This window comes from Pseudomonas neuropathica (genome assembly GCF_015461835.1).
Lineage (GTDB): Bacteria > Pseudomonadota > Gammaproteobacteria > Pseudomonadales > Pseudomonadaceae > Aquipseudomonas > Aquipseudomonas neuropathica.
Genome location: NZ_JACOPX010000001.1, coordinates 352,020 through 378,849 on the forward strand (window position 1 = coordinate 352,020; position 26,830 = coordinate 378,849).

The 26,830-nt window shown below is 59.3% G+C and carries 23 protein-coding genes; 10 read left to right on the plus strand and 13 right to left on the minus strand.

The genetic code is table 11. From position 1 onward, the window contains the following. The first annotated feature begins 80 nt into the window (after positions 1 to 80). Positions 81 to 686, plus strand: coding sequence for an SCO family protein (locus tag H8F23_RS01290; RefSeq protein WP_007915980.1), 606 nt, complete (start codon positions 81 to 83; stop codon positions 684 to 686). Beyond that, positions 686 to 1,165, plus strand: coding sequence for a copper chaperone PCu(A)C (locus H8F23_RS01295; RefSeq protein WP_194933136.1), 480 nt, complete (start codon positions 686 to 688; stop codon positions 1,163 to 1,165). Before H8F23_RS01290 ends, H8F23_RS01295 begins: the two co-directional genes overlap by 1 nt. Before the next feature lie 79 nt (positions 1,166 to 1,244). Here the strand turns inward: H8F23_RS01295 and H8F23_RS01300 are convergent, their stop codons facing one another. Beyond that, the gene (locus tag H8F23_RS01300) at positions 1,245 to 1,742 is read right to left on the minus strand and encodes a hypothetical protein (protein WP_194933137.1); all 498 of its coding nucleotides are present in this window, start codon (positions 1,740 to 1,742) and stop codon (positions 1,245 to 1,247) included. A gap of 221 nt (positions 1,743 to 1,963) precedes the next feature. Here H8F23_RS01300 and H8F23_RS01305 point away from each other — a divergent pair, with 221 nt between their 5' ends. The 3 genes from H8F23_RS01305 to H8F23_RS01315 all read left to right on the plus strand — a co-directional run bounded on the left by H8F23_RS01305 (position 1,964) and on the right by H8F23_RS01315 (position 4,176). After that, entirely contained in the window at positions 1,964 to 2,338 is a 375-nt protein-coding gene (locus H8F23_RS01305) for a hypothetical protein (protein WP_102899169.1), read from the plus strand. After that, on the plus strand, positions 2,335 to 2,532 hold the full coding sequence (locus tag H8F23_RS01310; protein WP_194933138.1) for a helix-turn-helix transcriptional regulator: 198 nt from the start codon (positions 2,335 to 2,337) through the stop codon (positions 2,530 to 2,532). Before H8F23_RS01305 ends, H8F23_RS01310 begins: the two co-directional genes overlap by 4 nt. 102 nt (positions 2,533 to 2,634) lie before the next feature. Beyond that, positions 2,635 to 4,176, plus strand: a complete 1,542-nt coding sequence (locus tag H8F23_RS01315) for an alkaline phosphatase D family protein (RefSeq protein ID WP_194933139.1) — start codon at positions 2,635 to 2,637, stop codon at positions 4,174 to 4,176. A 33-nt stretch (positions 4,177 to 4,209) separates the two neighbouring features. Here H8F23_RS01315 and H8F23_RS01320 read toward each other — a convergent pair whose 3' ends face one another. After that, positions 4,210 to 5,226, minus strand: a complete 1,017-nt coding sequence (locus H8F23_RS01320; protein ID WP_194933140.1) for an ABC transporter substrate-binding protein — start codon at positions 5,224 to 5,226, stop codon at positions 4,210 to 4,212. A 419-nt stretch (positions 5,227 to 5,645) separates the two neighbouring features. Between H8F23_RS01320 and H8F23_RS01325 the strand changes: the two genes are divergently transcribed. After that, a complete protein-coding gene (locus tag H8F23_RS01325) occupies positions 5,646 to 7,856 on the plus strand; it encodes an LTA synthase family protein (protein WP_194933141.1) in 2,211 nt (736 codons plus the stop codon). Positions 7,857 to 7,960: 104 nt separating this feature from the next. Here the strand turns inward: H8F23_RS01325 and H8F23_RS01330 are convergent, their stop codons facing one another. Further along, positions 7,961 to 9,997 (minus strand): TonB-dependent receptor, encoded by a 2,037-nt coding sequence (locus H8F23_RS01330; RefSeq protein ID WP_194933142.1) that lies wholly within the window; start codon positions 9,995 to 9,997, stop codon positions 7,961 to 7,963. Positions 9,998 to 10,331: 334 nt separating this feature from the next. Between H8F23_RS01330 and katG the strand changes: the two genes are divergently transcribed. Next, the gene (gene katG, locus H8F23_RS01335; protein ID WP_194933143.1) at positions 10,332 to 12,602 is read left to right on the plus strand and encodes a catalase/peroxidase HPI; all 2,271 of its coding nucleotides are present in this window, start codon (positions 10,332 to 10,334) and stop codon (positions 12,600 to 12,602) included. 282 nt (positions 12,603 to 12,884) lie between these two features. Here katG and pepN read toward each other — a convergent pair whose 3' ends face one another. The 6 genes from pepN to H8F23_RS01365 are packed head-to-tail and all read right to left on the minus strand — an operon-like array spanning position 12,885 to position 19,400. Beyond that, positions 12,885 to 15,542, minus strand: coding sequence for an aminopeptidase N (gene pepN, locus H8F23_RS01340; RefSeq protein ID WP_194933144.1), 2,658 nt, complete (start codon positions 15,540 to 15,542; stop codon positions 12,885 to 12,887). Positions 15,543 to 15,552: 10 nt separating this feature from the next. After that, entirely contained in the window at positions 15,553 to 16,383 is an 831-nt protein-coding gene (locus H8F23_RS01345) for a DUF2797 domain-containing protein (protein ID WP_194933145.1), read from the minus strand. Beyond that, positions 16,380 to 16,640, minus strand: coding sequence for a YeaC family protein (locus H8F23_RS01350; protein ID WP_007919229.1), 261 nt, complete (start codon positions 16,638 to 16,640; stop codon positions 16,380 to 16,382). Before H8F23_RS01350 ends, H8F23_RS01345 begins: the two co-directional genes overlap by 4 nt. Positions 16,641 to 16,672: 32 nt before the next feature. Then, complete coding sequence (locus H8F23_RS01355) at positions 16,673 to 17,542, minus strand: rhomboid family intramembrane serine protease (protein ID WP_116254894.1); 870 nt, start codon at positions 17,540 to 17,542, stop codon at positions 16,673 to 16,675. Then, a complete protein-coding gene (locus H8F23_RS01360) occupies positions 17,539 to 18,510 on the minus strand; it encodes a metallophosphoesterase (RefSeq protein ID WP_194933146.1) in 972 nt (323 codons plus the stop codon). The genes H8F23_RS01355 and H8F23_RS01360 overlap by 4 nt, the downstream gene beginning before the upstream one ends. After that, positions 18,510 to 19,400 carry an NAD(+) kinase gene (locus H8F23_RS01365; protein ID WP_003224174.1) on the minus strand — a complete coding sequence of 297 codons (891 nt, stop codon included), beginning with the start codon at positions 19,398 to 19,400 and terminating at the stop codon, positions 18,510 to 18,512. Before H8F23_RS01365 ends, H8F23_RS01360 begins: the two co-directional genes overlap by 1 nt. A gap of 115 nt (positions 19,401 to 19,515) precedes the next feature. Here H8F23_RS01365 and H8F23_RS01370 point away from each other — a divergent pair, with 115 nt between their 5' ends. Next, positions 19,516 to 20,466: a DUF1853 family protein gene (locus tag H8F23_RS01370; RefSeq protein ID WP_194933147.1), complete on the plus strand. Its 951-nt coding sequence runs from the start codon at positions 19,516 to 19,518 to the stop codon at positions 20,464 to 20,466. Between the two features lie 105 nt (positions 20,467 to 20,571). On the opposite strand, the gene H8F23_RS01375 is transcribed toward H8F23_RS01370, so the two are convergent. Together H8F23_RS01375 and H8F23_RS01380 are read right to left on the minus strand one after the other, a co-directional pair. After that, complete coding sequence (locus H8F23_RS01375) at positions 20,572 to 21,855, minus strand: arsenic transporter (RefSeq protein WP_194933148.1); 1,284 nt, start codon at positions 21,853 to 21,855, stop codon at positions 20,572 to 20,574. Between the two features lie 155 nt (positions 21,856 to 22,010). Beyond that, positions 22,011 to 22,568, minus strand: coding sequence for an NADPH-dependent FMN reductase (locus H8F23_RS01380; protein ID WP_038366013.1), 558 nt, complete (start codon positions 22,566 to 22,568; stop codon positions 22,011 to 22,013). 185 nt (positions 22,569 to 22,753) lie between these two features. Here H8F23_RS01380 and H8F23_RS01385 point away from each other — a divergent pair, with 185 nt between their 5' ends. Together H8F23_RS01385 and H8F23_RS01390 are read left to right on the plus strand one after the other, a co-directional pair. After that, complete coding sequence (locus H8F23_RS01385) at positions 22,754 to 22,984, plus strand: hypothetical protein (RefSeq protein WP_093430724.1); 231 nt, start codon at positions 22,754 to 22,756, stop codon at positions 22,982 to 22,984. An 85-nt stretch (positions 22,985 to 23,069) separates the two neighbouring features. Further along, positions 23,070 to 23,963, plus strand: coding sequence for a LysR family transcriptional regulator (locus H8F23_RS01390; protein WP_194933149.1), 894 nt, complete (start codon positions 23,070 to 23,072; stop codon positions 23,961 to 23,963). Here H8F23_RS01390 and H8F23_RS01395 read toward each other — a convergent pair. Next, on the minus strand, positions 23,929 to 24,543 hold the full coding sequence (locus H8F23_RS01395; protein ID WP_095047904.1) for a GNAT family N-acetyltransferase: 615 nt from the start codon (positions 24,541 to 24,543) through the stop codon (positions 23,929 to 23,931). The genes H8F23_RS01390 and H8F23_RS01395 overlap by 35 nt on opposite strands. A 14-nt stretch (positions 24,544 to 24,557) precedes the next feature. Continuing rightward, positions 24,558 to 26,813 carry an Orn/Lys/Arg family decarboxylase gene (locus H8F23_RS01400; protein WP_194933150.1) on the minus strand — a complete coding sequence of 752 codons (2,256 nt, stop codon included), beginning with the start codon at positions 26,811 to 26,813 and terminating at the stop codon, positions 24,558 to 24,560. Positions 26,814 to 26,830: the final 17 nt, after the last annotated feature.

A 26,830-nucleotide genomic window follows, 5' to 3' on the forward strand; every position in this document is an offset into this window, starting at 1 on the left:
AGTTTGGTATCATGCGCCGCTTTTACGGTTAACCCCCCCGCCAGTCCTGCTGACTGACGGGCTGCAAAAGGCGGTATTAGATGACGGCTTTGTTGACTCGCCGCAAGGTGCTTGCGGGAATGGGCGTACTCGGGCTCGGCCTGCTCGCCGGCTGCGACACCCGCGGCCAACTGTCGTACAAGTACGGCAAGGATCTGAGTAACAAGATCATGGGGCGCACCTTCAAACTGAAGAACACCGATGGCGAAACCATGACGCTGTCGAGCTTTCGCGGCATGATGCCGATGGTGTTCTTCGGCTTCACCCAGTGCCCGGCAGTCTGCCCGACCACCCTCGCCCGCGCGGCGAAAATCAAGAAACTGATGGGCGCCGATGGCGATCGTTTGCAGGTGATCTTCATCACCCTCGATCCCGAGCGCGATACCCCGGAAATCCTCGATGCCTACATGAAGGCCTTCGACCCGACGTTCGTTGCGCTGTACGGCACACTCGAGGAAACCGCGGCCACCGCCAAGGAATTCGACGTGTTCTACGAGAAAGTCCCGGCCGGCGACACCTATACCATCTCGCACACTGCCACCAGTTACGTTTACGACTCCAACGGCGGCTTGCGCCTGGGTCTGTCCACCTCGCTTTCGGCAGAACAATGCACGGAAGATTTGCTTACTGTTATGGAGGTTTGCTGATGCAACCTGTTCTGAACCACATCAAACGCGCTGTCATCGGTCTGTCTCTGCTGGGCCTGGCGTTCCAGGTGTCCGCGCAGACCAAAGTCGACGACGCCTGGGTCCGTGCCACCGTGCCGACCCAGTCCGCCAGCGGCGCGTTCATGACCCTCACCGCCGACAGCGACAGCAAGTTGCTCAGCGTCGCGACGCCAGCGGCCAAGGACGTGCAGATCCACGAAATGACCATGAAAAACGACGTCATGAGCATGGGCCCGGTGAAGTTCGTCGAACTGCCGGCCGGCAAAGCCGTCAAGCTGGATCCGAACGGTTACCACGTGATGCTGATGGGCCTGACCGGTCAGCTCAAGGAAGGCGAAAGCGTGCCGCTGACCCTGACCGTGGAAAACGCCAAAGGCGAGAAAGAGACCATCGAAGTCAAAGCGCCGGTGCGCGCGCTGACCAACATGGAAGGTCACGATCACAGCAAAATGCACTGATCTGACTGAGCGGCAATAAAAAAGGGGCGGCCTGATCGAGGATCAGGCCGCCCCTTTTTTGTTTTTGATCTGTGCCGAATTAACGCTTGCGGGCCAATGCCCTGCGCACGCTTTCTCGTGACATCCGCGAGCCGGAACGGGTCACGGTTTCAGCGACGGTTGCCTTGGCCAACTGTCCCTTGCGCTTTTCCACCTCACGCCACTGGTAACCGAGATAGCCGCCTGCCGCCACAATCCCCAGCCAACCGAACACCGAACTGACGAAGAACCACAGCCCGAGGGTGATCCACACGGTTTTCGAGGTGAACAACTTCAAGCTGTCATCGACAGGCAGCGGTTCCTCCGGTTCAACCGCTGCCTGCGTCACCGGTACTCTGTGCACCCCATCCAGATCAATGCGCCAAGCGAAATCCGCCCCGGCCACCGGAATGTCTAGCTGATTGCCTTCAGCACGATGCACCCGAATCTCGCCATCGACGACCGACGTGGAGCTGAAACTGATCTGGGTTTCATAGTGAATCTCGCCGTTGACCTGGGTCACGACCGTTCGTTTTTGGTCAATGCGGGTGTCGCGCATGTCGATTCCTTGAGCGTTCCACGTCGGACGACGTGCGAAGGGATAATCCGTTGGGCTCGAATGCTACTGAGTGGTTATTACCCTGTCCAGAAAGTGTGGCCCTACGCTGCAACTTCTCCGACAACAGAGTTTTCGCGGCGACCAGCCGGATGGAAAGCATGCTTTACATCGGAGAAAACTTCGGCAACCATGTAAAGGGTCTTTTACATAGGAAGTGAAGAATGAACCGGTACTACCTCGAATTGGGCGCAGCATTAATCATCTACATGCTGGTCCTGACAGCCTCATTGATTGCCTCGCAATACCTGATGGACGCCCCCATCGTGCTGCGCTCGGCCGTCGCACTGACGCCGATCATTCCGGCGGGACTGATGTGCTGGGCCATCGTGCGCAACATGCGGCGCATGGACGAAATGCATCTGCGCATCCAGTTTGAAGCATTGGGGTTTGCATTCGCTGCCTCAGCACTGTTGACCTTCAGCTACGGTTTTCTGGAAAACGTCGGCGCTCCGCACATTCCGTGGACGTGTGTGTGGCCGGTGATGGGGCTGATGTGGATTGTCGGCCTGCAAATTGCGCGGCGCCGCTACCAATGAAAAACCGCCTCAAGGAATTGCGCGCCGAGCGCAAGTGGTCGCAGGTTGATCTGGCCGAACGCTTGAACGTGTCGCGTCAGACGATCAACGCGATTGAAAACGAACGCTACGACCCGAGCCTGCCGTTGGCCTTTCAGATTGCCCGGGCGTTCGAGCTATCAATCGAAAGCATTTTTGATGATGGCATGAACTGAAACACTCCCCTCGCGTCCTCGCTACCGCAAAAACGGACTACGCTCGGTGACACCACGGCATTGCGTGGCATCCGTTTTTCAATTGTCAGCGAGGACGACAACATGAGTCCCTTTGGCCCGGTTTTGAGCTTTCGCGGTATTCAGAATCAGAAATACTGTGTATCTGCCCTGCTGGTGCAAGACCTCAACGCGCCGGAACCCACTACGCAGGTCGCGCAGGCACACAATCCGACGATCAAACGGATTGCCCGGATTCCTTTGATCAAACCGCGCATGGCCGTCTGGCGACTGGACATGCAGATCCAGCAAAGTAAAACGCAGCTGAAGATCGACTATGACTTGGGCGGTGTGTCCGGTTCATTTCACGTTCCGCCTCTGGATCAGGCTCCCCGCATCGCTTACACCTCGTGCAACGGTGTGTCGGATGTCAAATACCTGAATTCACTGGCAGATCGCTATGCCGAACGCTGGAGTCATCTCGCCCGGACCCACAAACAAGCCGAGTACCATCTGTTGATCATGGGAGGCGATCAGATTTACAGCGATGAACTGTTACAGACTCAAGGCCCCTTGAATGACTGGTACAAACAGTTCTCCTGGAATCGCGATGACACTCTGTGGACTGAAGAAATGGAGGTTCAGGCAGACGAGTTTTTCGCCAGTGTTTACCCGCGATACTGGGCCAGACCTCAGATCCTGAACATGCTCAGCTGCGTTCCGACCCTGATGATGTGGGACGATCACGACATCATCGACGGTTGGGGTTCCTATCCCCAGGCCTTGCATGAAAGTCCCGTACACCAAGGGCTGTTCCGCATTGCCAGCTATTACTTTCGTCTCTACCAATTACAGGTCGACGAAACCGAGAGTCGTCCGGGTGCGATTACCCGCCAAGGGCATACCTTCGCTTTTGAAGGACTCGGTGGCCTCGCCATTGTCGTTCCCGACCTGAGGTCTGAACGTGCGCCCGACATCAAGGGCAGAAACGGCCAGCTCAAACAGCCCACGCAAATCATGTCGCAAAAAAGCATCTCGCAGATGTTTACCTGGATCAAAAGCCTGACGGTCAGCAAACCTTCACACCTGTTGTTCATCTCCAGCGTTCCGGTATCGTTCGTCAACCTTGCGCTGCTTGAGGCCCTGATCGGATGGATTCCGGGGGAGATCGGGCCGGAGGATGATTTCCGGGACCACTGGCGCCATCAGCCGCACAAAAACGAGCGTAAGCAACTGATCAATGGACTGCTCGATTTTGCCAAGTTGGCGAAATGCAAAGTCACCATTGTCTCCGGGGATGTGCATGTAGCCGCCGCCAGCGTCATTCGTTCGGCCAACCCCCGACATATCGACAATGGTGCAGAAGTCATCCATCAGCTGATTTCAACCGGCATCGTCCATCCTCCTCTGCCTGTGCTGACGATCAGAAGCCTGGAAACGATCACCAGTACCCGGGAAAAGATCGACACTGACCTGACTGCCGAAATGCAAGCCATTGGCTACGACGGAAATTGCCTGATTGCCAGTCGTAACTGGCTGTCCATCGAGCCCGACAAAAGCTCCGACGGGCGCAATCGGTTGTGGGTGAAATGGCACGTCGAGGGACACGATCACCCCATTACGCGACTGATCGAGCCTGCCGGTTGAGTTCCGGAAATCCCCTGCAACGGGCCGGGTTCTTCAGCTACCGGCCCCACCATGCGCCTCTTCAAAAAAGTAATCCTTCCAGCTATCGGCCTTGTTCTTCAGCACGCCAAGCTCCTGCAACTTCTCGGCATAGATAAACGTACGCTGCGGCACCACGGTGAAGTCGATTTCCGGGTCGTTGACGATTTGCTCGACCAGGGCCAGCGGCAGTTTCGACTGCTCGACACGAATGTACGCCTGAGCCGCTGCCGGCTTGTCGGCCTTGATGATCTTCTCGGCCTCGGCCAACGCGTCATAGAACGCCTTGTAGGTTTTCGGGTTTTCGTCGTGGAATTTTTCCGTGGTGTAGAGCACGTTGAACGTCGCCTGCCCGCCAAGCACGTCGTAGGAACTCAACACTTTGTGCACATTGGGATTCTGCAGGGCCTGGTACTGGAACGGCGGGCTGGAGAAATGCGAGTTGATTTCCGAGCCGCCGGCAATCAGCGCGGCCGTCGCATCGGGGTGCGGCAGGCTCACCGAAATATCGTCGAATTTCTTGTACTGGGCGTCGCCGAATTCCTTGGCGGTCTCGATCTGCAAGGTGCGCGACTGGAAGCCGACACCGGCGGCAGGCACGGCGATCCTGTCCTTTTCGGTGAAATCCTTGAGCGTCTTGATATTGGGATTGTTGGTCAGCAAGTAGTTGGGCATCGAACCCAGCGCGGCGATGGCTTTGACGTTCTGTTTGCCTTTGGTGCGATCCCACACCGTGAGCATCGGCGGCACGCCCGCCGAAACCACATCGAGCGATCCGGTGAGCAACGCTTCGTTCATCGCCGTGGCGCCGGAGATGCTGTTCCAGTCGACCTTGATGTCGAGGCCCTGCTCCTTGCCGTGTTTTTCGATGAGATTCTGGTCGCGCACTACATCGAGAATCAGGTAACCGATGCCGAATTGCTGGGCGATGCTGATCTTGCCTTCGGCCTGAGCGCCGGTGCTGAACAACGCACTCGCGGCCAGGGAAGCGGCCAACAAAGTCAGTGCGGAACGTTTGAACGGTGTGGCCATGACAACCTCGCAGCATGGGGTGGTGTGCTGAAAAGCCTGACTTTATCGCTATAAAAAATAGAAATTAAATACCTTTATTGCATATCGATAGCACGGGTTGTCGAGCGAAAGGAGGCTGCAATCTTTTGAGTCCGGGTTTCGATAACAAGATCAAAAGATCGCAGCGTGCCGCAGCTCCTACATTGGAATCCGGTGGCGGCTCGACGGGTTAAACAGCCTGAAACAATAAATCCACCAGCCTCAATATCGTTGATTGCCGTGCCACGCGAAGGCGGGTCAGGCCTGCAGACACTCCATCACCTTCAGAGGCCACCGCACCAGCGCATCAGTTGAGGGTTTAAAAGGGCGATCAGACAGCTCACCCTTGGTATCATCGCGCACACTTTTATGACGATTTAATGGCTGGAAGGTCTTTTTTTGTGAGCGCTCTTTTTAACCGGTTGCGGCAGCCGCATGCCCGCCTCTTTTCCCTGATTGTTCTGGTGCTGGTGGTGCCGCTGTGCCTGCGTGCGGCGCTGGGTTGGTCGGCACCGCTGGGCTATTTGTCGGATCTGGCCATCGGCAGCCTGTTGGTGATGTTGCTGCATCGCCGGGCGTGGTGGCTGGCCTTGCCGGTGTTGCTGTTCTGGGGATTGCTGGCGGTGGCGACCGCTGAACTGGTCAGCGCGGTCGGTCGGCTGCCGACGCCTTCGGATATTCATTACCTGATCGATCCGCAGTTCGTCGAGAACTCCACCGGCGGCGGGCTGGCCCATCCTGCACTGGGCATCACTTTGCTGCTGGCCCTGCTGTTCTGGCTGCTGACCCGGTTTGCCAACCGCGACCTGCCACGTCCGCCCCTGCCACGCGCTGCCTGGAGCGCACCGCTGGTGTTGTTCGCCGCCCACTGGGGCGCGCAAAACCTGTGGCCGAACGAAGCGGATCCGTGGCGTCAGTACAACCTGCCGCACCAATTGCTGGCCAGCGAGGTCGCCGACCTGCAGATTCGGGCCGAGGAATGGCTGGACGGCGATGTCGAAGAAGCCGCGCCAGCCATGGCCGGGCTCACCGACGTCGACCTCAACGGGCAGAAACTGCTGGCCGCGCCGGGACAAGCACGTAACGTGCTGATCATCGCGCTGGAAGGCATTCCCGGGGCTTACATCCGCGCCAACCGCGAGGCAATCGGCAGCCATTATCAGGAAGACCTGATGCCCAACCTCAGCAGCTGGGCCGAGCGCGGCATGAACACCCCGGACTACGTGCTGCATACGCACCAAACCATTCGCGGTCTGTACGCGATGCTCTGCGGCGACTACGACAAACTCAACAACGGCACGCCCAAAGGCGTGGAAATGCTCACCCTCAACGAGCGCAATCAGGCCTGCCTGCCGGCGCAACTGCGGGAGCACGGCTTCAGCACCCACTATCTACAGGGCGCCGGCCTGCGTTTCATGGCCAAAGACAAGATCATGCCGCACATTGGTTTCGATGCGACCCACGGTCTGGAGTGGTTCAGCAACAGCAACTATCTGGAATTCCCGTGGGGCAAGGATGACAAGGCGTTTTTCGAAGGCGCGCTGGATTATGTCGGCCAACTGAAAAAGCAGAAACAGCCGTGGATGCTGACGCTGCTGACCGTCGGCACCCATCAGCCCTACTCCGCGCCCGAGGAATACCTGGAGCGCTACGAAACGCCGAAACAGGCCGCCGTCGGTTATCTCGACGATGCGCTGGAACAGTTCCTCGGCGGCCTGGAGCGCCAGGGCGTTCTGAAAGACACGCTGGTGGTGATCACTTCCGACGAATCCCATGGCATCGACGGCGTGCGCCTGGCCTCGTCGTGGGGCTTCAACCTGACCCTGGCGCCGGAGCATGAACAACTGCCAAGGCTCAACAAAGGCGTGTATGGCCACGTTGATCTGAGCACTTCCATCCTCGACTACTTCGACCTGCCGGTGCCTTCCGCGCTGAGCGGTCGTTCGCTGTTTCGCGACTACGACAGCGGCCGCGAAATCATGTCGTTCACCAACGGCAAACTGCGCTATCACAACGGTCAGGGGATTTTTTCCGAGTGCGACATGCCGCGCCGCTGCCGCTTCTACGAAAGCGCCGGCTTCATCGCCGAAAGCGCCATCTATAAAGGCAACTACAGCGGCCACCCGGCCCGACAGATCGCCGCCCGCGCCAACGCCCTCGACCTGTCGCTGCTGCGCACACCGCTCAATCATCGCTATCAATTCGGCAGCACCAACGTCATCCCGCTGCAAGCGCAGATCAAGGATGACTGGGCCGACAACCTGATCGGCGCGCAGTACCTGGAAATGCCCAAAGGCTCGCACACCCGCGTGCGCCTGACCGTGCGTTCAGTCGATCCGCAGCAGGCGGCGTACATTCAGCTCAAGGCCAAGGAGTTTGAACAGGACGTGCAGATTGGCCTGCCGCAGGAGATGGTGGCAACCGCCGAGCAGCCACTGGAAATGAACTTCAGCTTCGACAACCCGCAAGAGCGCAAAGCGTTTTCTTTCCATTTGTTGGGGTATGGTCTGGGTGCGGTTGAGGTGACGGACTTCAGTGTGATTACTGAATTGCCGGGGCAAGAGGATATTCTCGACGACGTGCCGGATGACGACACCGCCCAATCCACCTGATCACGCCCGTGTAGGAGCTGCCGCAGGCTGCGATCTTTTGCTTTTAAAATAGAGATCAAAAGATCGCAGCCTGCGGCAGCTCCTACAGTGGGAATCAGTGATCATCAAAACGTCGTGCGCAACCCGACCTGAATACTGCGCCCTTCTGCCGGCGCAATGTCGCGCAGGATCGAACTGGCATAACGCACGGTTTGATTGGTCAGGTTCTCGGCATTGACGAAGGCCAGCCATTGGCTCTGACCGACATCGAAGTGATACCCGACATTGGCACCCAGCGTCGTGTAGCCGTCGGTGCTGCTTTCGTTATCCGGCACGCGATGTTGTGAACTGGCGTGCTCGACATCGATGCGCGCCTGCCATTTGTCCAGTTCCCACAGCAGCCCGGTGTTCAAGCGCAACGGCGCGATACGCGGCAGGTCTTCACCGGTATCGAGGTTCTTCGCGCGGGTGTAGTCGCCGGACATTTCCAGAGCAAACTTGCCGTAGGCGCTTTCGCCGAGTTTCCAGTGATCCTGCGCTTCAATGCCGCTGAAACGTGCACGCACACCGGAGTAGGTGTATTCGGGGATGCCGTCGGCGTCCTCTTCGCCCTCGTCATTCAGCGTTCGGCCAGTACCGAGCAAACCAATGTAATTGGAGAAGTGGCTATAGAACACGCCGACACTGCCCTTATGCGTACCATTGTCGAAGCGCAACGCCAGATCACTGGACACTGCTTTTTCTTTCGACAGCCCGGCATCGCCAACTTCATAAGTGCCGGTCGCGACGTGGGCACCGTTGGCGTACAGCTCATAAAATGTCGGCGCACGTTCGGTGTAGCCCAGCGTCGCAGCCACCGACCAGATCGGCGTCAGCGTGTACACCGCACCGGAAGAAAGACTGCCGGCGGTAAAACTGCTGGAGCGGTCGGTGCTGGCGAAGCGCTCATTACCCTTCGCATCCGGATCGACCGTAGTGTGCTCCAGGCGTCCGCCGAGGGTGAACAGCAGTCGGTCGGTGGCTTGCAACTCTTCCAGAATGAACAACGCAGCGGCATCGGTATCGGTCTGCGGCACAAACGCTTCCTCGCCCAGTGCCGAGAATTCGTTGCGGTTCACCTGCGCGCCGATCACACCGTTGAACGGCCCCAATGGCTGGTGCCGCGCTTCGAGCCGCGCCTCGTAACCTTTGTTCTTGAACGTCGTGCCGACCTCGCCGCCTTCGATTTCGCGGTGTTCGTAATCTGTATAGCCGGCATCCAGTTTGATCGAGCTGAACGGGCCGTCGAGATTGCGGATCTCCGAGGCAAAGGCGTAGTGCTCCTGTTGCATGCGGATGCGCACATCTTCTTCAGCGGGTGAACCGTAGTTGGAGTCGTAGTTGCTGTAGGACAGGCCGGCGTATCCGTCATCCCAAGTGTAAGACCCGCCGACCGCGCCGCCATCCTGCCGACCATCGCTGTTGCCCAGGCGATGTTTTTTCGAGTCGCCATCGTCGTCTGCACGTTCGCGACTGGTTTTCGCGTAACCGGGAATTTTCAGATCATTGAACTCGCGGGCACTGGCGTCCAGGTGCAAAGCGAATTGTCCGTTACCGGCCTCAAGTTTACCGGCGCTGCTGCGCGTGGTGTCGGCACCGCCGTAACGCAACTCACCGGCGCCGTGGATGCCATCAATGGCTTCTGTCGGAATGCGGTTATCGAAGGTGTTAACCACCCCGCCAATGGCGCTGCCGCCGTACAACAGCGCCGCCGGACCACGAACGATCTCAACGCGCTCGACGTTGACCGGATCCAGCGGCACTGCGTGGTCGTAAGACAGCGACGAGGCATCCAGCGCGCCGACGCCGTTGCGCAGGATGCGGATGCGGTCACCGTCCTGGCCGCGAATGATCGGCCGGCTCGCGCCCGGGCCGAAGTAGGAGGAAGACACACCGGGTTGCTTGTTCAGGGTTTCTCCCAGGCTGCCCTTCTGTTGAAACGTAAGGTCGTCGCCGCTGAGCACAGTCGATGGCGACGCGAGTGTCTGGCTGCCGAGCGGATTGCCGGTGATGACTTGGGGTTGCAGTTCGAGGGTGTCGGCGGCGAATACCGGCGATGCAAAAAGCAGCGCGGCGGCCAATGGACTCAGGCGTCGTTGCAGGGGGTGGGAACGGGCAGGCATTGCAGAATTTCCATGCGCTGAAAAAGTGAGGATCGCTGGCAGCGTTTGCAGAAAACACAGACAGAAACAGAATGAAACGAATTTAATGTTATACAATAACATTTCTTCCTGTCATCCGGATTTTCACTTTTGTTTTTTTGCAGAGGCTCAACAACGCGTGTTTCCAGCAGGCAGCCGCTTTCGGCTCATCGGTGAAGAGCTCTGAAAACGCTGAAAGACTTTACCTATCGGCGCCCAATAGTCGGCCTATTAGCTGACTTCCTCAGTCGGGTCTAGCCTTACTAGTCCGAAGTCGGCACGAGCCGGCCGTAGCAGACCTGATAAGGACCCGAACATGGCAAACGAATCGAAATGCCCGTTCAACCACGCCGCCGGTGGTGGTACGACGAACCGTGACTGGTGGCCGAATCAACTCAACCTGAAAATCCTCAATCAGCATTCGCCAAAGTCCGATCCGTTGGGCAAGGATTTCGACTACGCCAAAGCCTTCAAAAGCCTCGACTTTCAAGCCCTGAAACAAGATCTCAATGCGCTGATGACCGACTCTCAGGACTGGTGGCCAGCCGACTTTGGCCACTACGGCCCCCTCTTCATCCGCATGGCCTGGCACAGCGCTGGCACTTATCGCACCGCCGATGGCCGTGGTGGCGCCGGCTCCGGGCAACAACGCTTTGCACCGCTGAACAGCTGGCCGGACAACGTCAGCCTCGACAAGGCCCGTCGCCTGCTGTGGCCGATCAAACAGAAATATGGCCGCAACATTTCCTGGGCTGACCTGATCGTTCTCACCGGTAACGTTGCGCTGGAATCCATGGGTTTCAAAACCTTCGGTTTCTCCGGTGGCCGCCCCGATGTGTGGGAGCCGGACGAAGATGTTTATTGGGGCTCGGAGCACGAGTGGCTGGGCGGCGACAGTCGTTACGGCAAAGACAAGTCAGCCATGCAGGAACCCGGTGACGGTACGCTGGTCGCCGAACCGGATTTGCATGGCAAAGAAGAGAGCCGCACCGATCAGGGCGAACGCAATCTGGAAAACCCGCTCGCCGCCGTGCAAATGGGCCTGATCTACGTAAACCCCGAAGGTCCGGAAGGCAATCCAGACCCCGTCGCTTCTGCCCACGACATTCGCGAAACCTTCGGCCGCATGGCCATGAACGATGAAGAAACCGTCGCGTTGATCGCTGGCGGTCACGCCTTCGGTAAAACCCACGGCGCCGGCCCAGCCGATAACGTCGGGCCTGAGCCGGAAGCGGCCGGCCTCGAAGAACAGGGCCTCGGTTGGCGCAACGCGTTCGGTACCGGCAAGGGTGGCGACACCATTACCAGCGGTCTGGAAGTGACCTGGACCACCACACCGACGAAGTGGAGCAACAACTACCTGGAAAACCTGTTCGGCTTCGAGTGGGAGCTGAGCAAAAGCCCGGCTGGCGCGCATCAGTGGATTCCGAAGAACGGCGCCGGTGCCGGTACCGTTCCCCACGCCCATGATCCGAACAAGAAACTCTCGCCGACCATGCTCACCTCTGACCTGGCGCTGCGTTTCGATCCAGCCTACGAGCAGATTTCGCGGCGCTTCCTTTCCAATCCGGATCAATTGGCCGACGCCTTCGCCCGTGCCTGGTACAAACTGATCCACCGCGACATGGGCCCGCTGTCTCGCTATCTCGGACCGGAACTGCCGAGCGAAGAACTGTTGTGGCAGGATCCGATTCCCGCTGTCAGTCATCCGCTGATCGACGACAGCGACGCGGCTGTGCTGAAAGGCAAAATCCTCGCGTCAGGACTTTCAGTGTCGCAACTGGTCTCGACCGCTTGGGCAGCCGCCTCGACGTTCCGCGGTTCGGACAAGCGCGGCGGCGCCAACGGTGGTCGCCTGCGTCTGGCACCGCAAAAGTTCTGGCAGGCCAACCAGCCTGAGCAACTGGCCAAAGTGCTGCAAACCCTTGAGGACATTCAGAACGACTTCAACAGCGGCGCTGCTGGCAAGAAAGTCTCGCTGGCGGACCTGATCGTGTTGGCGGGCAATGCCGGGGTCGAACAAGCAGCGAAAAACGCCGGCCATTCGGTCACGGTACCGTTCACACCGGGACGTACGGATGCAACCCAAGAGCAAACCGATGTTGATTCCTTCGGTTTCCTTGAACCGATTGCCGATGGCTTCCGCAACTACAGCAAAGGCAAATACACCGTCTCGGCCGAGGCATTGCTGATCGACAAGGCGCAACTGCTGACGCTTACCGCACCGGAGATGACTGTGCTGCTGGGCGGTTTGCGGGTGTTGAACACCAACGTCGGGCAAACCCGCCATGGTGTGTTCACTTCGCAGACGGAAGCACTGACCAATGACTTCTTCACCAACCTGCTGGACATGGGGGTGGAGTGGAAGCCGACTTCGAGGGATGCGGATGAGTTCGAGGGGCGTGACCGTAAAACCGGCAGCGTGAAGTGGACGGCGACGCGGGTTGATCTGGTGTTTGGTTCCAATGCGCAATTAAGGGCGCTGGCTGAGGTGTATGCCAGTTCGGATGCGAAGGAGCAGTTTGTTAAGGACTTTGTTGCGGCGTGGACGAAGGTGACAAATCTGGATCGTTTCGACCTGAAGTAACTTTCAGTCAAAAAAACGCCGCATTGGTTAATGCGGCGTTTTTTTATGTGTACGGCTTGGGGTTTGTGGTGATGCGTGAATCCTACCCCCTCACCCCAGCCCTCTCCCCCCAGGGGGCGAGGGGGAAAGGGAGCCGATCTTCGTGCTTTTCAAGTCCTGAGTTCGACTCCGGACTTTCAGGTCGGTGTAACTCAAACATTCACCTCGGTCAGTCCCCTCTCCCACTGGGAGAGGGTTAGGGTGAGGGCCGGTAACAGCTGGAACACCGACGCCAACACACCATCAAGCCAGGCTCTTGCTCACCACCTCATACACATCACTCGACAACTGCCCCGACGCCCGAATCCGCTCCAGTTCAGCCTTCATCAACGCCTGCCGGGCGCTGTCGTATTTGCGCCAGCGCGTCAGCGGCGCCAGTTGGCGCGAGGCGATCTGCGGGTTGAAGCTGTTCAACTCAATCACCAGATCCGCGAGGAAGCGATAACCGGAACCGTCCGCCGCGTGGAAGTTGATCAGGTTCTGCCCGGCAAACGCACCGACCAGTGCACGCACCTTGTTCGGGTTCTTGATGTTGAACGCCGGGTGTTGCATCAACGCTTTTACCCGTTCCAGCCCGCCCGGCAAGGTGCTGCCGGCCTGCACGCTGAACCACTGATCCATAACCAGCGGGTTGTCCTTGAAGTGCTCGGCGAAACTGGCCAGTGCCGAGGCTTTCTGCTCTTCGAACGGCGAATTGACCAACACCGCCAGCGCGGTCAGGCGCTCGGTCATGTTGTCGGCTGTTTCGAACTGTTCCAGCGCCGCCGCGAGTACTTCCGGCTTGCCGCTGAGCATCAGGTACGACAGCGCAATGTTCTGCAACGCACGACGGGCGAAGTGCTCGGCTTCGGCCACGTACGGGGTTTTCTTCGACAAATCACGGTTGGCCTGATAACGCAGCCAAAGCGCTTCGAACAGACCTTCCGCCAGTTGCTGACGGGCGAACTCACGGGCGATGTGAATGGCATCGACATCCGCCACTTCGCTGATTTCAGTGAGGTACGCCTCACCCGGCAGCGAGAGCATTTCGGCGACCATGGCCTGATCCAGCGATTCATCCGACAGCACCGTGCGCAGTGCCGAGACCAGACGCGGATCAAGCTTCAGGCTCTCGCCTTTCTGTTGCTGGCCAATCAGTTCTTGCAGCACTTGCACCGACAGTTGCTGACCGGCATCCCAGCGGTTGAAGCCGTCGCTGTCGTGCTGCATCAGGAACATCAGCTGATCGCGGTTGTACGGGAAGCTCAGCTTGACCGGCGCGGAGAAACCGCGCAGCAGCGAGGGCAGCGGCTGTTCGGCGATGTCGACGAAGGTGAAGGTCTGCTCGGCTTCGGTGACCGAGATCACGCGGGTGGTGCCTTGCGCCGACGCTTCGCCGCTCAGACGCAGGGCAATCTCGTTACCTTGGCTGTCGAGCAGGCCGAGTTCGACCGGAATCACGAACGGCAGTTTTTCAACCTTGTCCGGGGTTTCCGGGCAGCTCTGGCGGAAGGTCAGGCTGTAGGTTTTCGCGGCAGCGTCGTAAGACTCGCTCACCGCCAGACGTGGCGTGCCGGCCTGGCTGTACCAGCGCTTGAACTGGGTCAGATCGACGCCGTTGGCATCTTCCATCGCCTTGATGAAGTCATCGCAAGTCACTGCCTGACCATCGTGACGCTCGAAGTACAGATCACTGCCTTTACGGAAGCCTTCGGCGCCGAGCAAGGTGTGGATCATGCCGACCACTTCCGAGCCCTTTTCGTACACGGTCAGGGTGTAGAAGTTGGAAATCTCGATGAAGCTGTCCGGGCGCACGGCGTGAGCCATCGGGCCGGCATCTTCGGCGAACTGGTGAGTACGCAGGTAAGCCACGTCCTGAATGCGCTTGACCGTGGCCGAGTTCATGTCGGCGGAGAAGCCGGAATCACGGAACACCGTGAAGCCTTCCTTCAGCGACAGCTGGAACCAGTCGCGGCAGGTCACGCGGTTGCCCGACCAGTTGTGGAAGTATTCGTGGGCGACGATCGCTTCAACGCGCTGGTGGGCGGCATCGGTAGCGGTTTCGGCGCGGGCCAGTACGGCGCTGGAGTTGAAGATGTTGAGACCCTTGTTCTCCATCGCGCCCATGTTGAAGTCATTCACGGCGACGATCATGAAGATGTCCAGATCGTACTCGCGACCGTAAACCTCTTCGTCCCAGCGCATCGACTTCTTCAGGCTGTTCATCGCGTGCTGGCACTTGTCGATGTTTTCCGGCTCGACGTAAATGCGCAGCGCGACGCTGCGGTTGGTCATGGTGGTGAAGCTGTCTTCAACGCACCACAAATCACCGGCCACCAGCGCGAACAGATACGCCGGTTTCATGAACGGGTCTTCCCAGGTTGCCCAGTGCCGGCCGTCTTCGCCCGGGCCCGAGGCAATCGGGTTGCCGTTGGAGAGCAATACCGGATAGCTGTGCTGTTCGGCGACCACGGTGGTGGTGAACTTGCTCATCACGTCCGGGCGGTCGAGGTAGTAAGTGATCTTGCGGAAACCTTCGGCCTCGCACTGAGTGCAGAACATCGTGCCGGACTTGTACAGGCCTTCCAGTGCAGTGTTGGTTTCCGGATGGATCTTCACGCTGGTGTCGACCGTGAAGGTTTCGCTGGCCGGTTGCAGGGTCAGGTGGTTTTCGGTGAGCTGGTAGTCGCCGTCAGACAGTTCCTGATCCGCCAGCGTTACCGAGAGCAACTCCAGCTGCTGGCCGTCGAGCACCAGCGGCGGCAGGCCCGGGCCACGCGCCGGGTTGCGGCGCATGACCAACTGCGCGTGCACCAGGCTGTGATCCTCGAACAACTCGAAGGTCAGGTGTGTTTCATCGATCAGGTACTCGGGCGCCTGATAGTCCTTCAGGTAAATCATCTTCGGTTGTTCGGTGCGCATGCTGGCGTCCTTATTGATGCACGGCGAGCTGATAAGCCGTGTACTTGCGAATGTTGATCACGCCGGTGTCGAAGATCAGGTACTGGCCCTTGATCCCCAGCAGCGTGCCTTCGGCAATCGGGTTCTTGTCCAGGTTGAAGCTGACGATTTTGGCCGGGTATTGCTCGACCGGATAGCGGATTTCGAGAGGTTCTACATCGGCAATCGTCTGAATAGCCTGTAGGCCGAATCGCTCCTGCAAACCTTGCAGGCCTTCGGCGCAGCTTTCGAATAACTGGTCACGTACCTGCGCCAGATCGACCGCCGCCGCATCGCCCTTGAGCAGCGCGCGCCAGTTGGTTTTATCCGCGACCTGACTGCGGAACAGGTCTTCAACGAAGCCCGATTGCTGCCGTGTCGAGACGCGCATGATCGGCAATGCCTGACATGCGCCCTGATCGATCCAGCGAGTCGGCAGTTGCGTAGCACGAGTGATGCCAACCTTGATCCCCGACGAATTGGACAGGTAAACCACGTGGTCGGTCATGCAGAATTTCTCGCCCCACTCCGGCTCGCGGCAGGTGCCGGCCTCATAGTGGCAGCGCTCCGGGCTCATGATGCACAGGTCGCACTGCGCCAGTTTGGTCATGCACGGGTAGCAGTAACCCTGACTGAAACTGGTTTTGGTCTTGCGCCCGCAATGGGTGCAGTGGATCGCCCCCAGGTATTCCAGACGCACCGTGCTGCCAATCAACGGATTGACCGGCACCTCGACGTCATCCAGACGAAACGCGTATTGCACGTTCGGCCCGTCCAGGCGCGCCGACATTTTGCTGATTGCACCGCGGCCAATCTCGATCAATGGATGGCATCCGATTTGAACAGGATGTTCGGCACTTCGATCGACTTCGATGCACATTCCTGCGGGCCCATGTAACCGGTGCGCTGGTCTTCAGGCAGGTTCTGGATTTCCCAGGCGATCATCGCCTGCAGCGACAGCTCGCGCTGTTCGGCGGTGAGTTTGCCACCGTCGGACCACTTGCCGATTTCCACGGCCAGTTTCAGGCTCTCGTAGATGTCCGGGGTAATGTTGTTGATCATGTCGTTAAAAGAGGACATCAGGGTCTCCGTGCTCTTTATCTGCTGAAATTTCAGGCGGCCAGTTTACGGCGGTTATACAAACCGCCCAACAAACCGGTGAAGCATCCGATGAGTAACCCGCCGACGTGGGCGGCGTTGGCGATTTCGCCGAAACCGATCATCGAGATCAGCCCGGACATGCACACCAGCAACCACACCAGCATCATCACCAGCACGCCACGCGGCAGGCGATAGGCCGGGTTCGGCGCCAGCAGCTGGAAGATCCAGCAATGTCCAAGCAAACCGTACAGCACGCCGGACAGGCCGCCGAACAAGGTCGGGCCGCTCCAGGCAAATTGCGCGTAGTTGGACACGAGGCTGAACAGCAGCGTCAGGCCGATCAGGTTGATACTGCCCTGGCGCGACTCGATGCGCCGGCCCAGCTCCCAGTACCACATGCCGTTCATGGCCAGATGGAGGATGCCGAAGTGGATCAGCATCGGCGTGACCAGACGCCACCACTGCCCTGCCGCCAGGCTGTCGGCCAATGGCGTGAAATGGATGTACTCGCCCACAACTTGAAAATCGAGGAAGGTCAGCCAGCGCAGCGTTTGCAGGTTTTCGCCGAGGTACGTCAATCCGCCAACGATCAGGCACAACAACAGGATGAACCCGGTGGCCTTGGCGTATTTCAGTTGCTCGGCGAAGCTCGGCCGCTTGAAGGTCTGCGCAACGGGGATGTCCAGTGTTTGCTCGGGATCGCCCGCCGGGAAGCGTTCGTACAAGGAGCGCACGTCTTCGCTGATTTCCGCCGGCGCCCACAGCACTTGTTCGCCGGCCTCTTCGCTGACCCGATGCGGAACCTGCATGCGTTGCAGCAGCTTGACGAAACCACTCAGGTCCACCGCCAACGGCAGACGTAATACCGCTACCGCACTCATTGCAGCACCTCCGGCCGCTCGACATCGACCCAGACAAATTTATGCGGATCCAGACGTGTTTCCTGATCCAGACGATAGGCGACCAGTTTGCCGTAAAGCACCGCGCTGTAATCCAGGCACGCGAGGTTCGGGCGGATCGGCGCCGGTTTGCCGCTGCGCCAGTAATGGCCGACGAACAGCAGTGGCTCGTCGACGCCGTAGCGCAGCAGGTTGTTTTTTTCACTGGAGGACAGCGGTTTCTGCGCCACCGGATCTGGCAGTGCATCAGGCTGGAAAACGATATCGCCGTAAGTCTTCGGATCGTCTTCCCAGAACTTGGTGCGGAAGAACGAACGCACCAGACCGTCGCCGCTGGTCATGGTCAGACCATCCGGCAGGCGCATGTCAGTGCCGCGCAACAGACGGTCGAACACGGTGCAGGCGAAGCTGTCCGGCACGGCCGAGGCCTGGAGGAAGTGTTCATCGATGCAGCCATTGGGGAACAGCGCGCGCAACGGCTCGATCAGGCCGGCATCCCAACAGGCATGCACGACGCGGAAGCGGCCGGCGTCGACAAACAGCGGCAACTCATAGAACCAGCGCTGGAAATCGTGCCAGTCACCAGGATGGTCTTCGAACTGGGTCAGGGTTTCGTGCAGCAGGCGCGCGTGGCGCGGCGTGTGTTCGCGAACGAACTGCTTGCCGCTGCCTGGCGGCGCCGGCGTGCTCCAGCCCAATGCGTTGAATTCGTGGTTGCCCATGATGCACAAGGCCTGACCGGCCTCGACCATGTCGTGGACGATGTGCAGCGCCTCGCGGATGCGCGGGCCACGGTCGATGATGTCGCCGACGAACACGGCCATGCGCGATGGATGCCGCCAGACCCCGCCCTGCTTGTGATAACCGAGACGGTCCAGCAAGTGTTCAAGGGTCAGGGCGCATCCGTGCACGTCACCAATCAGGTCATAACTGCGCGCGGGATCGAGCATCAGTCGCCTCCACCACCCAACTTGCTGCCCCAGCCGAGCTTGGTCCGGCAGACTTCGTAGTAGTTGTGGTCGAGCGGATGAATCAGCCGCAGCTTCTGTGCTTTCTTGCTGACGGTGATGGTGTCGCCCGGCGCGCATGTGAAGTGGTTCTGCCCATCGCAGGAGACTTGCGGGTAAATCTGCATGTTTTTCGACACGACGATTTTCAGCTCACTGTTGCCATCGACCACAATTGGCCTGCTCGACAACATATGGGGGTACATCGGCACAATCACAATGGCATCGAGCTTGGGATGCATGATCGGCCCGCCGGCAGACAGCGCATACGCGGTGGAGCCGGTCGGCGTCGCGACAATCAGGCCGTCGGCTTTCTGGCTGCAGACGAACTGGCCGTCGATGTACAGCTCGAACTCGATCATCCGCGTCGATTTGCCGGGGTGCAGCACGACATCGTTGAGCGCGTCGCCCTGGCCAATGGCCTCGGCATGCCGGCGCACTTCGGCTTGCAGCAGGAAGCGGTTTTCCACCAGATAGTGACCGTCGAGCACCTTGGCGACTTCGACTTCCAGCTCGTCCGGGCGAATGTCGGTGAGGAAGCCGAGGCTGCCACGGTTGATCCCCAGCACCGGAATATTGTGTTTGGCCAGCGCCCGCGCGGCACCGAGCAGGCTGCCATCCCCGCCGACGACGATGACCATGTCGCAGACTTCGCCGAGCATCTTGCGCGAGGAGGTTTGCAGGCCGTGGCCCGGCAGGACTTCGGCGATGGTGTCTTCGAGGATCACATGCAGGTGACGATCGAGCAGAAACCGTTTCAGTCGGCGGACGGTATCCAGCACCTGGGAACTGCCCAGGCGACCGATGATGCCGATATTACGAAATTGCTCCATGGGACCTCTGCGGACAATCGAAAACGCGAAAAGCACGATTATGGGCGAAAGCGCCGGTTAGACAAAATCCTTTCAGCCTCAAGGGTGCGCTCATGTTTCAGGCTATGCTCGCAAGATGATCCTGTTTCCCGATTTGCTTCAGTTGCCCCACCAATTACGCCACCCGGAAGTGCGGGATCTGGCGTGGGTGATCCTCGCCCCGCCGATGCTCGCCTCCACGCCATGGCCGCAGCGTCATCCGCTGGCGGGCAGCGATTGGGTGCATGACCCGCAGCGACTGGAGCACTGGTTGCGCCAGCTCGACCGCGACAGTTATGGCTTGTTGCATTGGCTGTCGCAGGCGCGCACGCGGCGTCTGGGCCTGTATTACGAACGGCTGTGGCAGTTTGCCGTGGAGCATGCGCCGGGCATTGAGCTGATCGCCGCCAACCTGCCGATCCGTCGTGAGGGGCATACCCTCGGCGAGCTGGACATGCTGTTGCGTGACCGCGACGGCGTGCATCACCTGGAACTGGCGATCAAGCTTTATCTCGGCCCGCAAAATGGCGACGGTCGTGATCCCGCGCAGTGGCTAGGCCCGGGTTGTCATGATCGGCTGGATCGCAAACTGGCGCATCTGGCCGAGCATCAATTGCCGATCTCGGCGCGCCCGGAAAGTCGCGAAGTGCTGGCGGCGCTGGATATCGAGGTGTTCAGCGCGCAGCTGTGGCTCGGTGGTTACTTGTTGTATCCGTGGCCCGGGCCGGCTGATTCACCGAGCGGTGCGCACCCGCAGCATTTGCGCGGCAGTTGGTTGCATCAGAAGGATTGGCCAGCATTCGTCGCTCAACGTCCGGCGGGACGCTGGCAACCCCTGCCCCGCCACGCCTGGCTGGCACCAGCGCATTATCCGGCGGACCAGACGTGGACCATGGAGCATTTACGCATGTGGCTGGAGGATCTTGAGCCGCTGGCCCCGGCGCAGTTGATGGTGCGCCTGATCGAGAATGCGCAGGGGGAATGGGAAGAGTCTGAGCGGTTGTTTCTGGTCTCGGATCTTTGGCCGAATGTCCCCGGCCAGGCCTGAAGTTTTTGTGGCGTTTGTACCGGCCCTATCGCGAGCAGGCTCACTCCTACATTGGAATGCGTTCCCCTGTAGGAGTGAGCCTGCTCGCGATAGGGTCACCTCGGTCTACAGGGACAGCCGCAAAGCCAAAGCCGCCAACGTCACCAACAACACCGGCACCGTCAACACAATCCCGACCTTGAAGTAATACCCCCAACCAATGTGAATTCCCTTGCGCTCCAGCACATGCAACCACAACAACGTCGCCAGACTGCCAATCGGCGTGATCTTCGGCCCCAGGTCACTGCCAATCACGTTGGCATAGATCATCGCTTCCTTGACCACTCCGCTGGCCTGACTGGCATCAATCGACAACAAACCAATCAACACCGTCGGCAAATTGTTCATGATCGATGACAGCAACGCGGTCAGCACACCCGTGCCCATTGCCGCGCCCCAAACGCCATGACCGGCAAAGACATCCAGCCAACCGGCCAGATACCCGGTCAGCCCGGCATTGCGCAGGCCATACACCACCAGGTACATGCCCAACGAGAAAATCACAATCTGCCACGGCGCCTCTTTCATCACCTTACGCGTGGAAATCTTGTGCCCGCGGGCGGCGATGCCCAGCAACAGCGCGGCGCACACGGCAGATATCGCACTGATCGGAATGCCCAGCGGCTCCAGCGCAAAGCAGCCGATCAGCAGAATCACCAACACCGCCCAACCGGCGTAGAACGTGGCTTTATCGTGGATCGCGGTTTCGGGATGTTCGAGTTGCTCTGGGTCGTACGCCGCTGGAATGTCGCGGCGGAAAAACCACAGCAGCATGCCCAGCGTCGCCGCCACGCTGACGAAGTTGACCGGCACCATCACCGCTGCGTAACGGTTGAAACCGATGTGGAAGAAGTCTGCCGAAACAATGTTGACCAGGTTCGATACCACCAGCGGCAGGCTCGCGGTATCGGCGATAAACCCCGCGCCCATCACGAACGCCAGCGTCGCCGCCGGAGAAAAGCGCAGTGCCAGCAACATCGAAATCACGATCGGTGTGAGGATCAGCGCCGCGCCGTCATTGGCGAACAACGCCGACACCAGTGCGCCGAGCAGCACCATAAAAGCAAACAGCTTGCGCCCACTGCCCCGCCCCCAACGCGCCACGTGCAATGCGGCCCAGTTGAAGAACCCGGCTTCGTCGAGCAGCAGGCTGATGATGATCAGCGCGACAAAGGTCCCGGTGGCGTTCCAGATGATCTGCCACACCAGCGGAATGTCGCTGAGGTGAACGACGCCGAAGATCAGCGCCAACACGGCGCCAAGGGTTGCACTCCAGCCGACACCGAGGCCTTTGGGTTGCCAGATGACAAGGGTAATGGTCAGCAGGAAAATCAGTGACGCAGCGAGCATCCGCAACAGCCTTAAATGAAAATGGGGTTATGAAGCCAACACAAAACCTGTAGGCCTTCGCCTGCTCGCGATAGCGGACTGTCAGTTACCAATTGGTCGACTGACACACCGCTATCGCGAGCAGGCGAAGGCCTACATTGTTTTCCGTGTATGGCTTATTTTTTGTGTTGCTCTACGAATTGTCCGTAGGCATTGATAAAGCTTTGCAGAAAAGGTTTCACCGACTCGCTCAACTTGCCCGCCTCGTCAAACGCCGAACCCGCGCCGCCCAGATACGCTTCCGGTTGCTGCATGCACGGCACATTGAGGAATACGAACGACTGGCGCAGATGCTGATTCGCCCCGAAACCACCGATCGCACCCGGCGATACACTGATCACCGCCCCCGGTTTGCCACTCCAGACAGCCTTGCCATAAGGCCGCGAGCCAACATCGATCGCATTCTTCAGTGGCGCCGGCACCGAACGGTTGTACTCGGGCGTGACAAACAGCACCGCGTCGGAAGAACCCACTTTTTGCCTGAAAGTGCTGTAGGCTGCCGGCGGTGAATCGCCGTCGATGTCTTCGTTATACAGTGGCAGATCGCCAATTTCGACAATCTCAAGCTTGAGGTTCGCCGGGGCCAGCTCCGCCAGTGCCAGGGCGACTTTGCGATTGATCGAAGCTTTGCGCAGGCTACCGACCACTACAGCGACGTTGTAGACATTGCTCATGGAAGAACTCTCGATAGTCCGTGGGAGGAGCCACTAGTTATAGATGATCCGGTGACGATTCCACCAGCACGCAATGGGAAATTCCCGCGCACTGATTATTTTTTTCCTGTAGGAAAACTTACAGGCCTTGATGGCGGTCTACCAAGCCGCAAATCAAGCGTTTTATCTCCAGAGGTTCTAAGCAGATGGCAGCAGTACTGGTCGGTCAGTTCCATGCAAGAGATGCGGAAGGCCGCGTTTATTCCGTGCATGAGTTCCAGGAATCCAACCCGTCGGCAGACGGTTCCACTGGCTCGGAGCCGATTTACAAACTGGCCATTGGCGATCGCGTCAACAAGGTCAACGACAACGAGTTTCTCCTGGTTCAGTCAGGCATCACCCTGACCCGTGAGCCTGAGACCACCGTCGCTTCATAACTGGCCGTTATGAGCAGAAGTCATATGCGCAGAGTTGGGGTAGGATTCAGCCACTGACCCCACCTGCTGAACATGGACTTCACGCATGCGTTTACGTCATATCGAAGTGATTCAGGCGCTCTTGCAGACCGGTCACCTGGGCACTGCCGCCGAATGGCTGGAGTTGCCGCTGGCCGAGGTCGAAGAGCGTTTGCGTGAAGCCGAGAGTCAGCTGGGGTTCATGCTGTTCGCCAGCGTGCGCGGGCGCCTGCAATCGACCCCTGAAGCGCGGGCGTTGCAGGTGGAAATCGCGCACGTCTATGCAGCGCTGGAGCCGGTGCAGCGTCTGGCCAGCAGCCTCAAGCAATACCTCGCCCCGCCCCTGCGTATCATCGGCACTCCGCCGCTGGCGCAACAATTACTGCCACAAAGCCTTGCCGCCCTGCGCCGACGCCTGCCCGATGCACCGTGCAGCCTGCTCAGCGCGCCAACCCGCGATATCGTCCGCAGCCTGCTATTACGCGAAAGCGATCTCGGCTTGAGCCTGCACGATCCCGAACATCCCGACATTGATTGCCGGCCACTGGCCCAGGGCAAGCTGCAACTGCTCGCGCCCCATGGCTGGCTGCAACCGAAACAGAAATACATCTCCCTGCAAGATCTCGCTGGCCAGGCCATGGTCGGCCTCGAAGGCCAGGACCCGCTGAGCCCGGCGCTGGAAAACAAACTCCAGGCGTTGCGCCCGACACCGAGCATCCAGACCCGCGTACAAACCCATCAGATGATGCGCAGCATGGTCGAGGCCGGCGAAGGCCTGGCCATCGTCGATCCGTTCACCGCACTGGGCGCGCGTCCGGCAGGGCTGGATGTCTGCCCACTGTCGCCGGCCGTGCCGATCAGCCTCTATGCCCTAACGTTCAAGCACATCGCGCCGGCATCGGCGATTCAGACGCTACTGGCGATCATCACGGAACAAGCCGAGGCGATGCTGGCGAGCTGACGGGGTTTTCCAGCGGGTTATCGAACAATCGATACCAGAACAGCGCCACTTCGGCGGTGTTCGGATCGATGCCGCGATAGCGCAACTGGTCGATGCCACCCATTACATAGCCGCAACGCTCATACAGGCGACAAGCGCCGAGGTTGTTGTTCTGGGTTTCGAGCATGATCCCCGGCAGTTTTTTCTTGCGACTCCAGAACTGCGCGACATCGAGCAACGCCTTGGCCACGCCATGGCGCCGCGCCGGCGCATGCACCGCCAGCTCATCGATATGGGCGAAGCCGTTCCAGTTGGTACTGATCACCAAATGGCCGACCGGCTGATCATCCAGATACGCCATGAAAATCGCGCTGTCCGGCGCGTTATGAAAGGCGCTGAACTCTTCCGGATCGATGCCGTAGCACTTGCGGTACGGCACGATCGGCGTCACCCGCCATTGCTCGACAGGCTGGCCGATCACGGCAGCGCCATAGGCGGCGACCTCGAAACTGAAGTCGCTGCCCCAGATATACGGCGCAAAGCCTTCATCGGCGACACGCACCGACAGCCCTGGGTATTTCGGATTCATGACCGGTTGCATACTGGGAAAGGTCCTCATTCCTTGACGCAATCGACGGTGTATTGCCGCCCATTGCCTTCATCTTCGTGCTGCAATCCATGCACATCCGCGACAAAACCGGGGAAGCTGCTATCGAACGTGCGAGCAAATTTCAGGTAATCAATGATCGAGCGTGTCGACTCGGTAAAGCGTTCGCCGGGCATGATCAGCGGAATCCCGGGTGGATACGGCACCAACATCACCGCGGCGATGCGCCCTTCCAGATCATCGATCGGCACCGCCTCGACTTCGCCACGCACCAGATGATCGTAGGCGTGCGCCGGTTTCATGGCAATTTCCGGGAGCACGGTGTACATGCGCTTGAGGTGTTTGGCCGTGGCATTGCTGCGATAACAGGTGTGCAGTTGATCACACAAATCCCGCAGGCCCATGCCGCGATAACGCACGGTGTCTTGCTGGGCAACACACGGCAGGCAGGTGTCGAGGCGCACATTGGCGTCGTAGCTGCGTTTGAATTCCAGCAACTCGGTGAGCAGCGTGCTCCATTTGCCTTTGGTAATGCCCATGGAAAACAGCACCAGAAATGAATACAGACCCGTCTTCTCTACCACCAGCCCCCGCTCCCAGAGGAATTTGCTGACCACCGCCGCCGGGATGCCCTTCTCGCTCAGCGCGCCGCCGGCGTTCAATCCCGGCATGACCAGCGTGACTTTGATCGGATCGAGCAACACGTAATCGTCGCTGACCTCCCCAAAACCATGCCACTCGGCATCCGGTTGCAATAACCAGTCTTCGGTCTGCACGCGGTCGATGCCCTCGACACCCGGCGGCTGCCAGATCGAAAACCACCAGTCATCAGCGGCGATGTGCTGCCGCAGATTGGCCAGCGCGCGACGGAAGCTCAGCGCTTCGTCAAAGGTTTCCTGCAACAGCGAACGCCCGGCCGGACCTTCCATCATTGCCGAGGCAACGTCGAGCGAGGCGATGATGCTGTACTGCGGCGAAGTCGAGATGTGCATCATGAACGCTTCATTGAAACGGTCACGGTCCAGTTGCCGCGCACCGCCGTCCTGCACATGAATCATCGAGGCCTGACTGAAGGCGGCGAGCAGTTTGTGCGTGGAATGCGTGGTGAATACCAGCGGGCTGTCTTCGCTGCGCGAGGTAGCCATGCCGTAGCGCCCGGCGAAGAATTCGTGAAACGCCGCATAGGCGTACCAGGCCTCGTCGAAATGCAGCACCTCGACGCTGTTGCCGAGACTTTGCTTGATCAGCTCGGCGTTGTAACAGAGGCCGTCGTAAGTCGAATTGGTGACCACGGCGAGCTTGACTTTCGGCGCGCGGCCCTTGGTCAACGGGCTGGCGTCGATCTTGGCCTGAATCGACTCGCGGCTGAATTCGCTCAGCGGGATCGGGCCGATGATCCCCAGCTCATTACGCTCCGGGCACAGGTACAGCGGGATCGCCCCGGTCATGATGATCGCGTGCAACACCGACTTGTGGCAATTGCGGTCAACCAGCACCAGATCGTCGCGCGCGACCATCGAATGCCAGACAATCTTGTTGGCGGTCGAGGTGCCATTGATCACGAAAAAGGTGTGATCGGCGCCGAAATTGCGCGCTGCACGCGCTTCCGCTTCGGCGAGCGGCCCGGTGTGATCGAGCAGCGAACCGAGCTCCGGCACCGACACCGACAAATCCGAACGCAGGGTATTTTCACCGAAGAACTGGTGAAACGCCTGCCCGACCGGACTCTTGTGATACGCCACACCGCCGCCATGGCCGGGGGTGTGCCAGGAATAATTGGAGTCGGCGGTGTGCTGCACCAGCGCCTTGAAAAACGGCGGCAACAAGCCATCCAGGTACTTGCGCGCCGCGCGGGCCACTTGCCGGGCGAGGAACGGTACAGTGTCTTCGAACAGATAGAGAATGCCGCGCAATTGATTAAGCTCGGCCATGGCATCGGCCGGCGCATTTTCCAGGGTGACTTGCTCGCCCAGGGCAAAGATCGGCAGATCCGGTGCGCGCACCCGCGCCAGACCGATCAGCTCGGCCATGTTCTGCAACAGATGCGAGTGGGTGCTGGCGTCCTCGGCGGCAATCAGCATGCACGCCAGACCATGATGGGTCGACGCGACCAACCGCCCTTCGGCGTAGTCGGTGGCCGATACGATACTGAAACCTTCCTGCTCCAACTCTTGGGCGATGCCACGGATACGGTCACCGGCGACCGTGTCGGCCTTGATGTCGCGATGAACGATCAACACCGGAAACTTCAAATCTTTGTACATGAGGCTCAGTGTCCTGA

Excerpts from the sequence above, each read along its gene's own strand:
- H8F23_RS01290 (WP_007915980.1), top strand. The coding sequence starts at position 81 with ATGACGGCTTTGTTGACTCGCCGCAAGGTGCTTGCGGGAATGGGCGTA.
- H8F23_RS01295 (WP_194933136.1), top strand. The coding sequence starts at position 686 with ATGCAACCTGTTCTGAACCACATCAAACGCGCTGTCATCGGTCTGTCT.
- H8F23_RS01300 (WP_194933137.1), bottom strand. The coding sequence starts at position 1,742 with ATGCGCGACACCCGCATTGACCAAAAACGAACGGTCGTGACCCAGGTC.
- H8F23_RS01305 (WP_102899169.1), top strand. The coding sequence starts at position 1,964 with ATGAACCGGTACTACCTCGAATTGGGCGCAGCATTAATCATCTACATG.
- H8F23_RS01310 (WP_194933138.1), top strand. The coding sequence starts at position 2,335 with ATGAAAAACCGCCTCAAGGAATTGCGCGCCGAGCGCAAGTGGTCGCAG.
- H8F23_RS01315 (WP_194933139.1), top strand. The coding sequence starts at position 2,635 with ATGAGTCCCTTTGGCCCGGTTTTGAGCTTTCGCGGTATTCAGAATCAG.
- H8F23_RS01320 (WP_194933140.1), bottom strand. The coding sequence starts at position 5,226 with ATGGCCACACCGTTCAAACGTTCCGCACTGACTTTGTTGGCCGCTTCC.
- H8F23_RS01330 (WP_194933142.1), bottom strand. The coding sequence starts at position 9,997 with ATGCCTGCCCGTTCCCACCCCCTGCAACGACGCCTGAGTCCATTGGCC.
- katG (WP_194933143.1), top strand. The coding sequence starts at position 10,332 with ATGGCAAACGAATCGAAATGCCCGTTCAACCACGCCGCCGGTGGTGGT.
- pepN (WP_194933144.1), bottom strand. The coding sequence starts at position 15,542 with ATGCGCACCGAACAACCGAAGATGATTTACCTGAAGGACTATCAGGCG.
- H8F23_RS01350 (WP_007919229.1), bottom strand. The coding sequence starts at position 16,640 with ATGTCCTCTTTTAACGACATGATCAACAACATTACCCCGGACATCTAC.
- H8F23_RS01355 (WP_116254894.1), bottom strand. The coding sequence starts at position 17,542 with ATGAGTGCGGTAGCGGTATTACGTCTGCCGTTGGCGGTGGACCTGAGT.
- H8F23_RS01360 (WP_194933146.1), bottom strand. The coding sequence starts at position 18,510 with ATGCTCGATCCCGCGCGCAGTTATGACCTGATTGGTGACGTGCACGGA.
- H8F23_RS01365 (WP_003224174.1), bottom strand. The coding sequence starts at position 19,400 with ATGGAGCAATTTCGTAATATCGGCATCATCGGTCGCCTGGGCAGTTCC.
- H8F23_RS01370 (WP_194933147.1), top strand. The coding sequence starts at position 19,516 with ATGATCCTGTTTCCCGATTTGCTTCAGTTGCCCCACCAATTACGCCAC.
- H8F23_RS01375 (WP_194933148.1), bottom strand. The coding sequence starts at position 21,855 with ATGCTCGCTGCGTCACTGATTTTCCTGCTGACCATTACCCTTGTCATC.
- H8F23_RS01380 (WP_038366013.1), bottom strand. The coding sequence starts at position 22,568 with ATGAGCAATGTCTACAACGTCGCTGTAGTGGTCGGTAGCCTGCGCAAA.
- H8F23_RS01385 (WP_093430724.1), top strand. The coding sequence starts at position 22,754 with ATGGCAGCAGTACTGGTCGGTCAGTTCCATGCAAGAGATGCGGAAGGC.
- H8F23_RS01390 (WP_194933149.1), top strand. The coding sequence starts at position 23,070 with ATGCGTTTACGTCATATCGAAGTGATTCAGGCGCTCTTGCAGACCGGT.
- H8F23_RS01395 (WP_095047904.1), bottom strand. The coding sequence starts at position 24,543 with ATGCAACCGGTCATGAATCCGAAATACCCAGGGCTGTCGGTGCGTGTC.
- H8F23_RS01400 (WP_194933150.1), bottom strand. The coding sequence starts at position 26,813 with ATGTACAAAGATTTGAAGTTTCCGGTGTTGATCGTTCATCGCGACATC.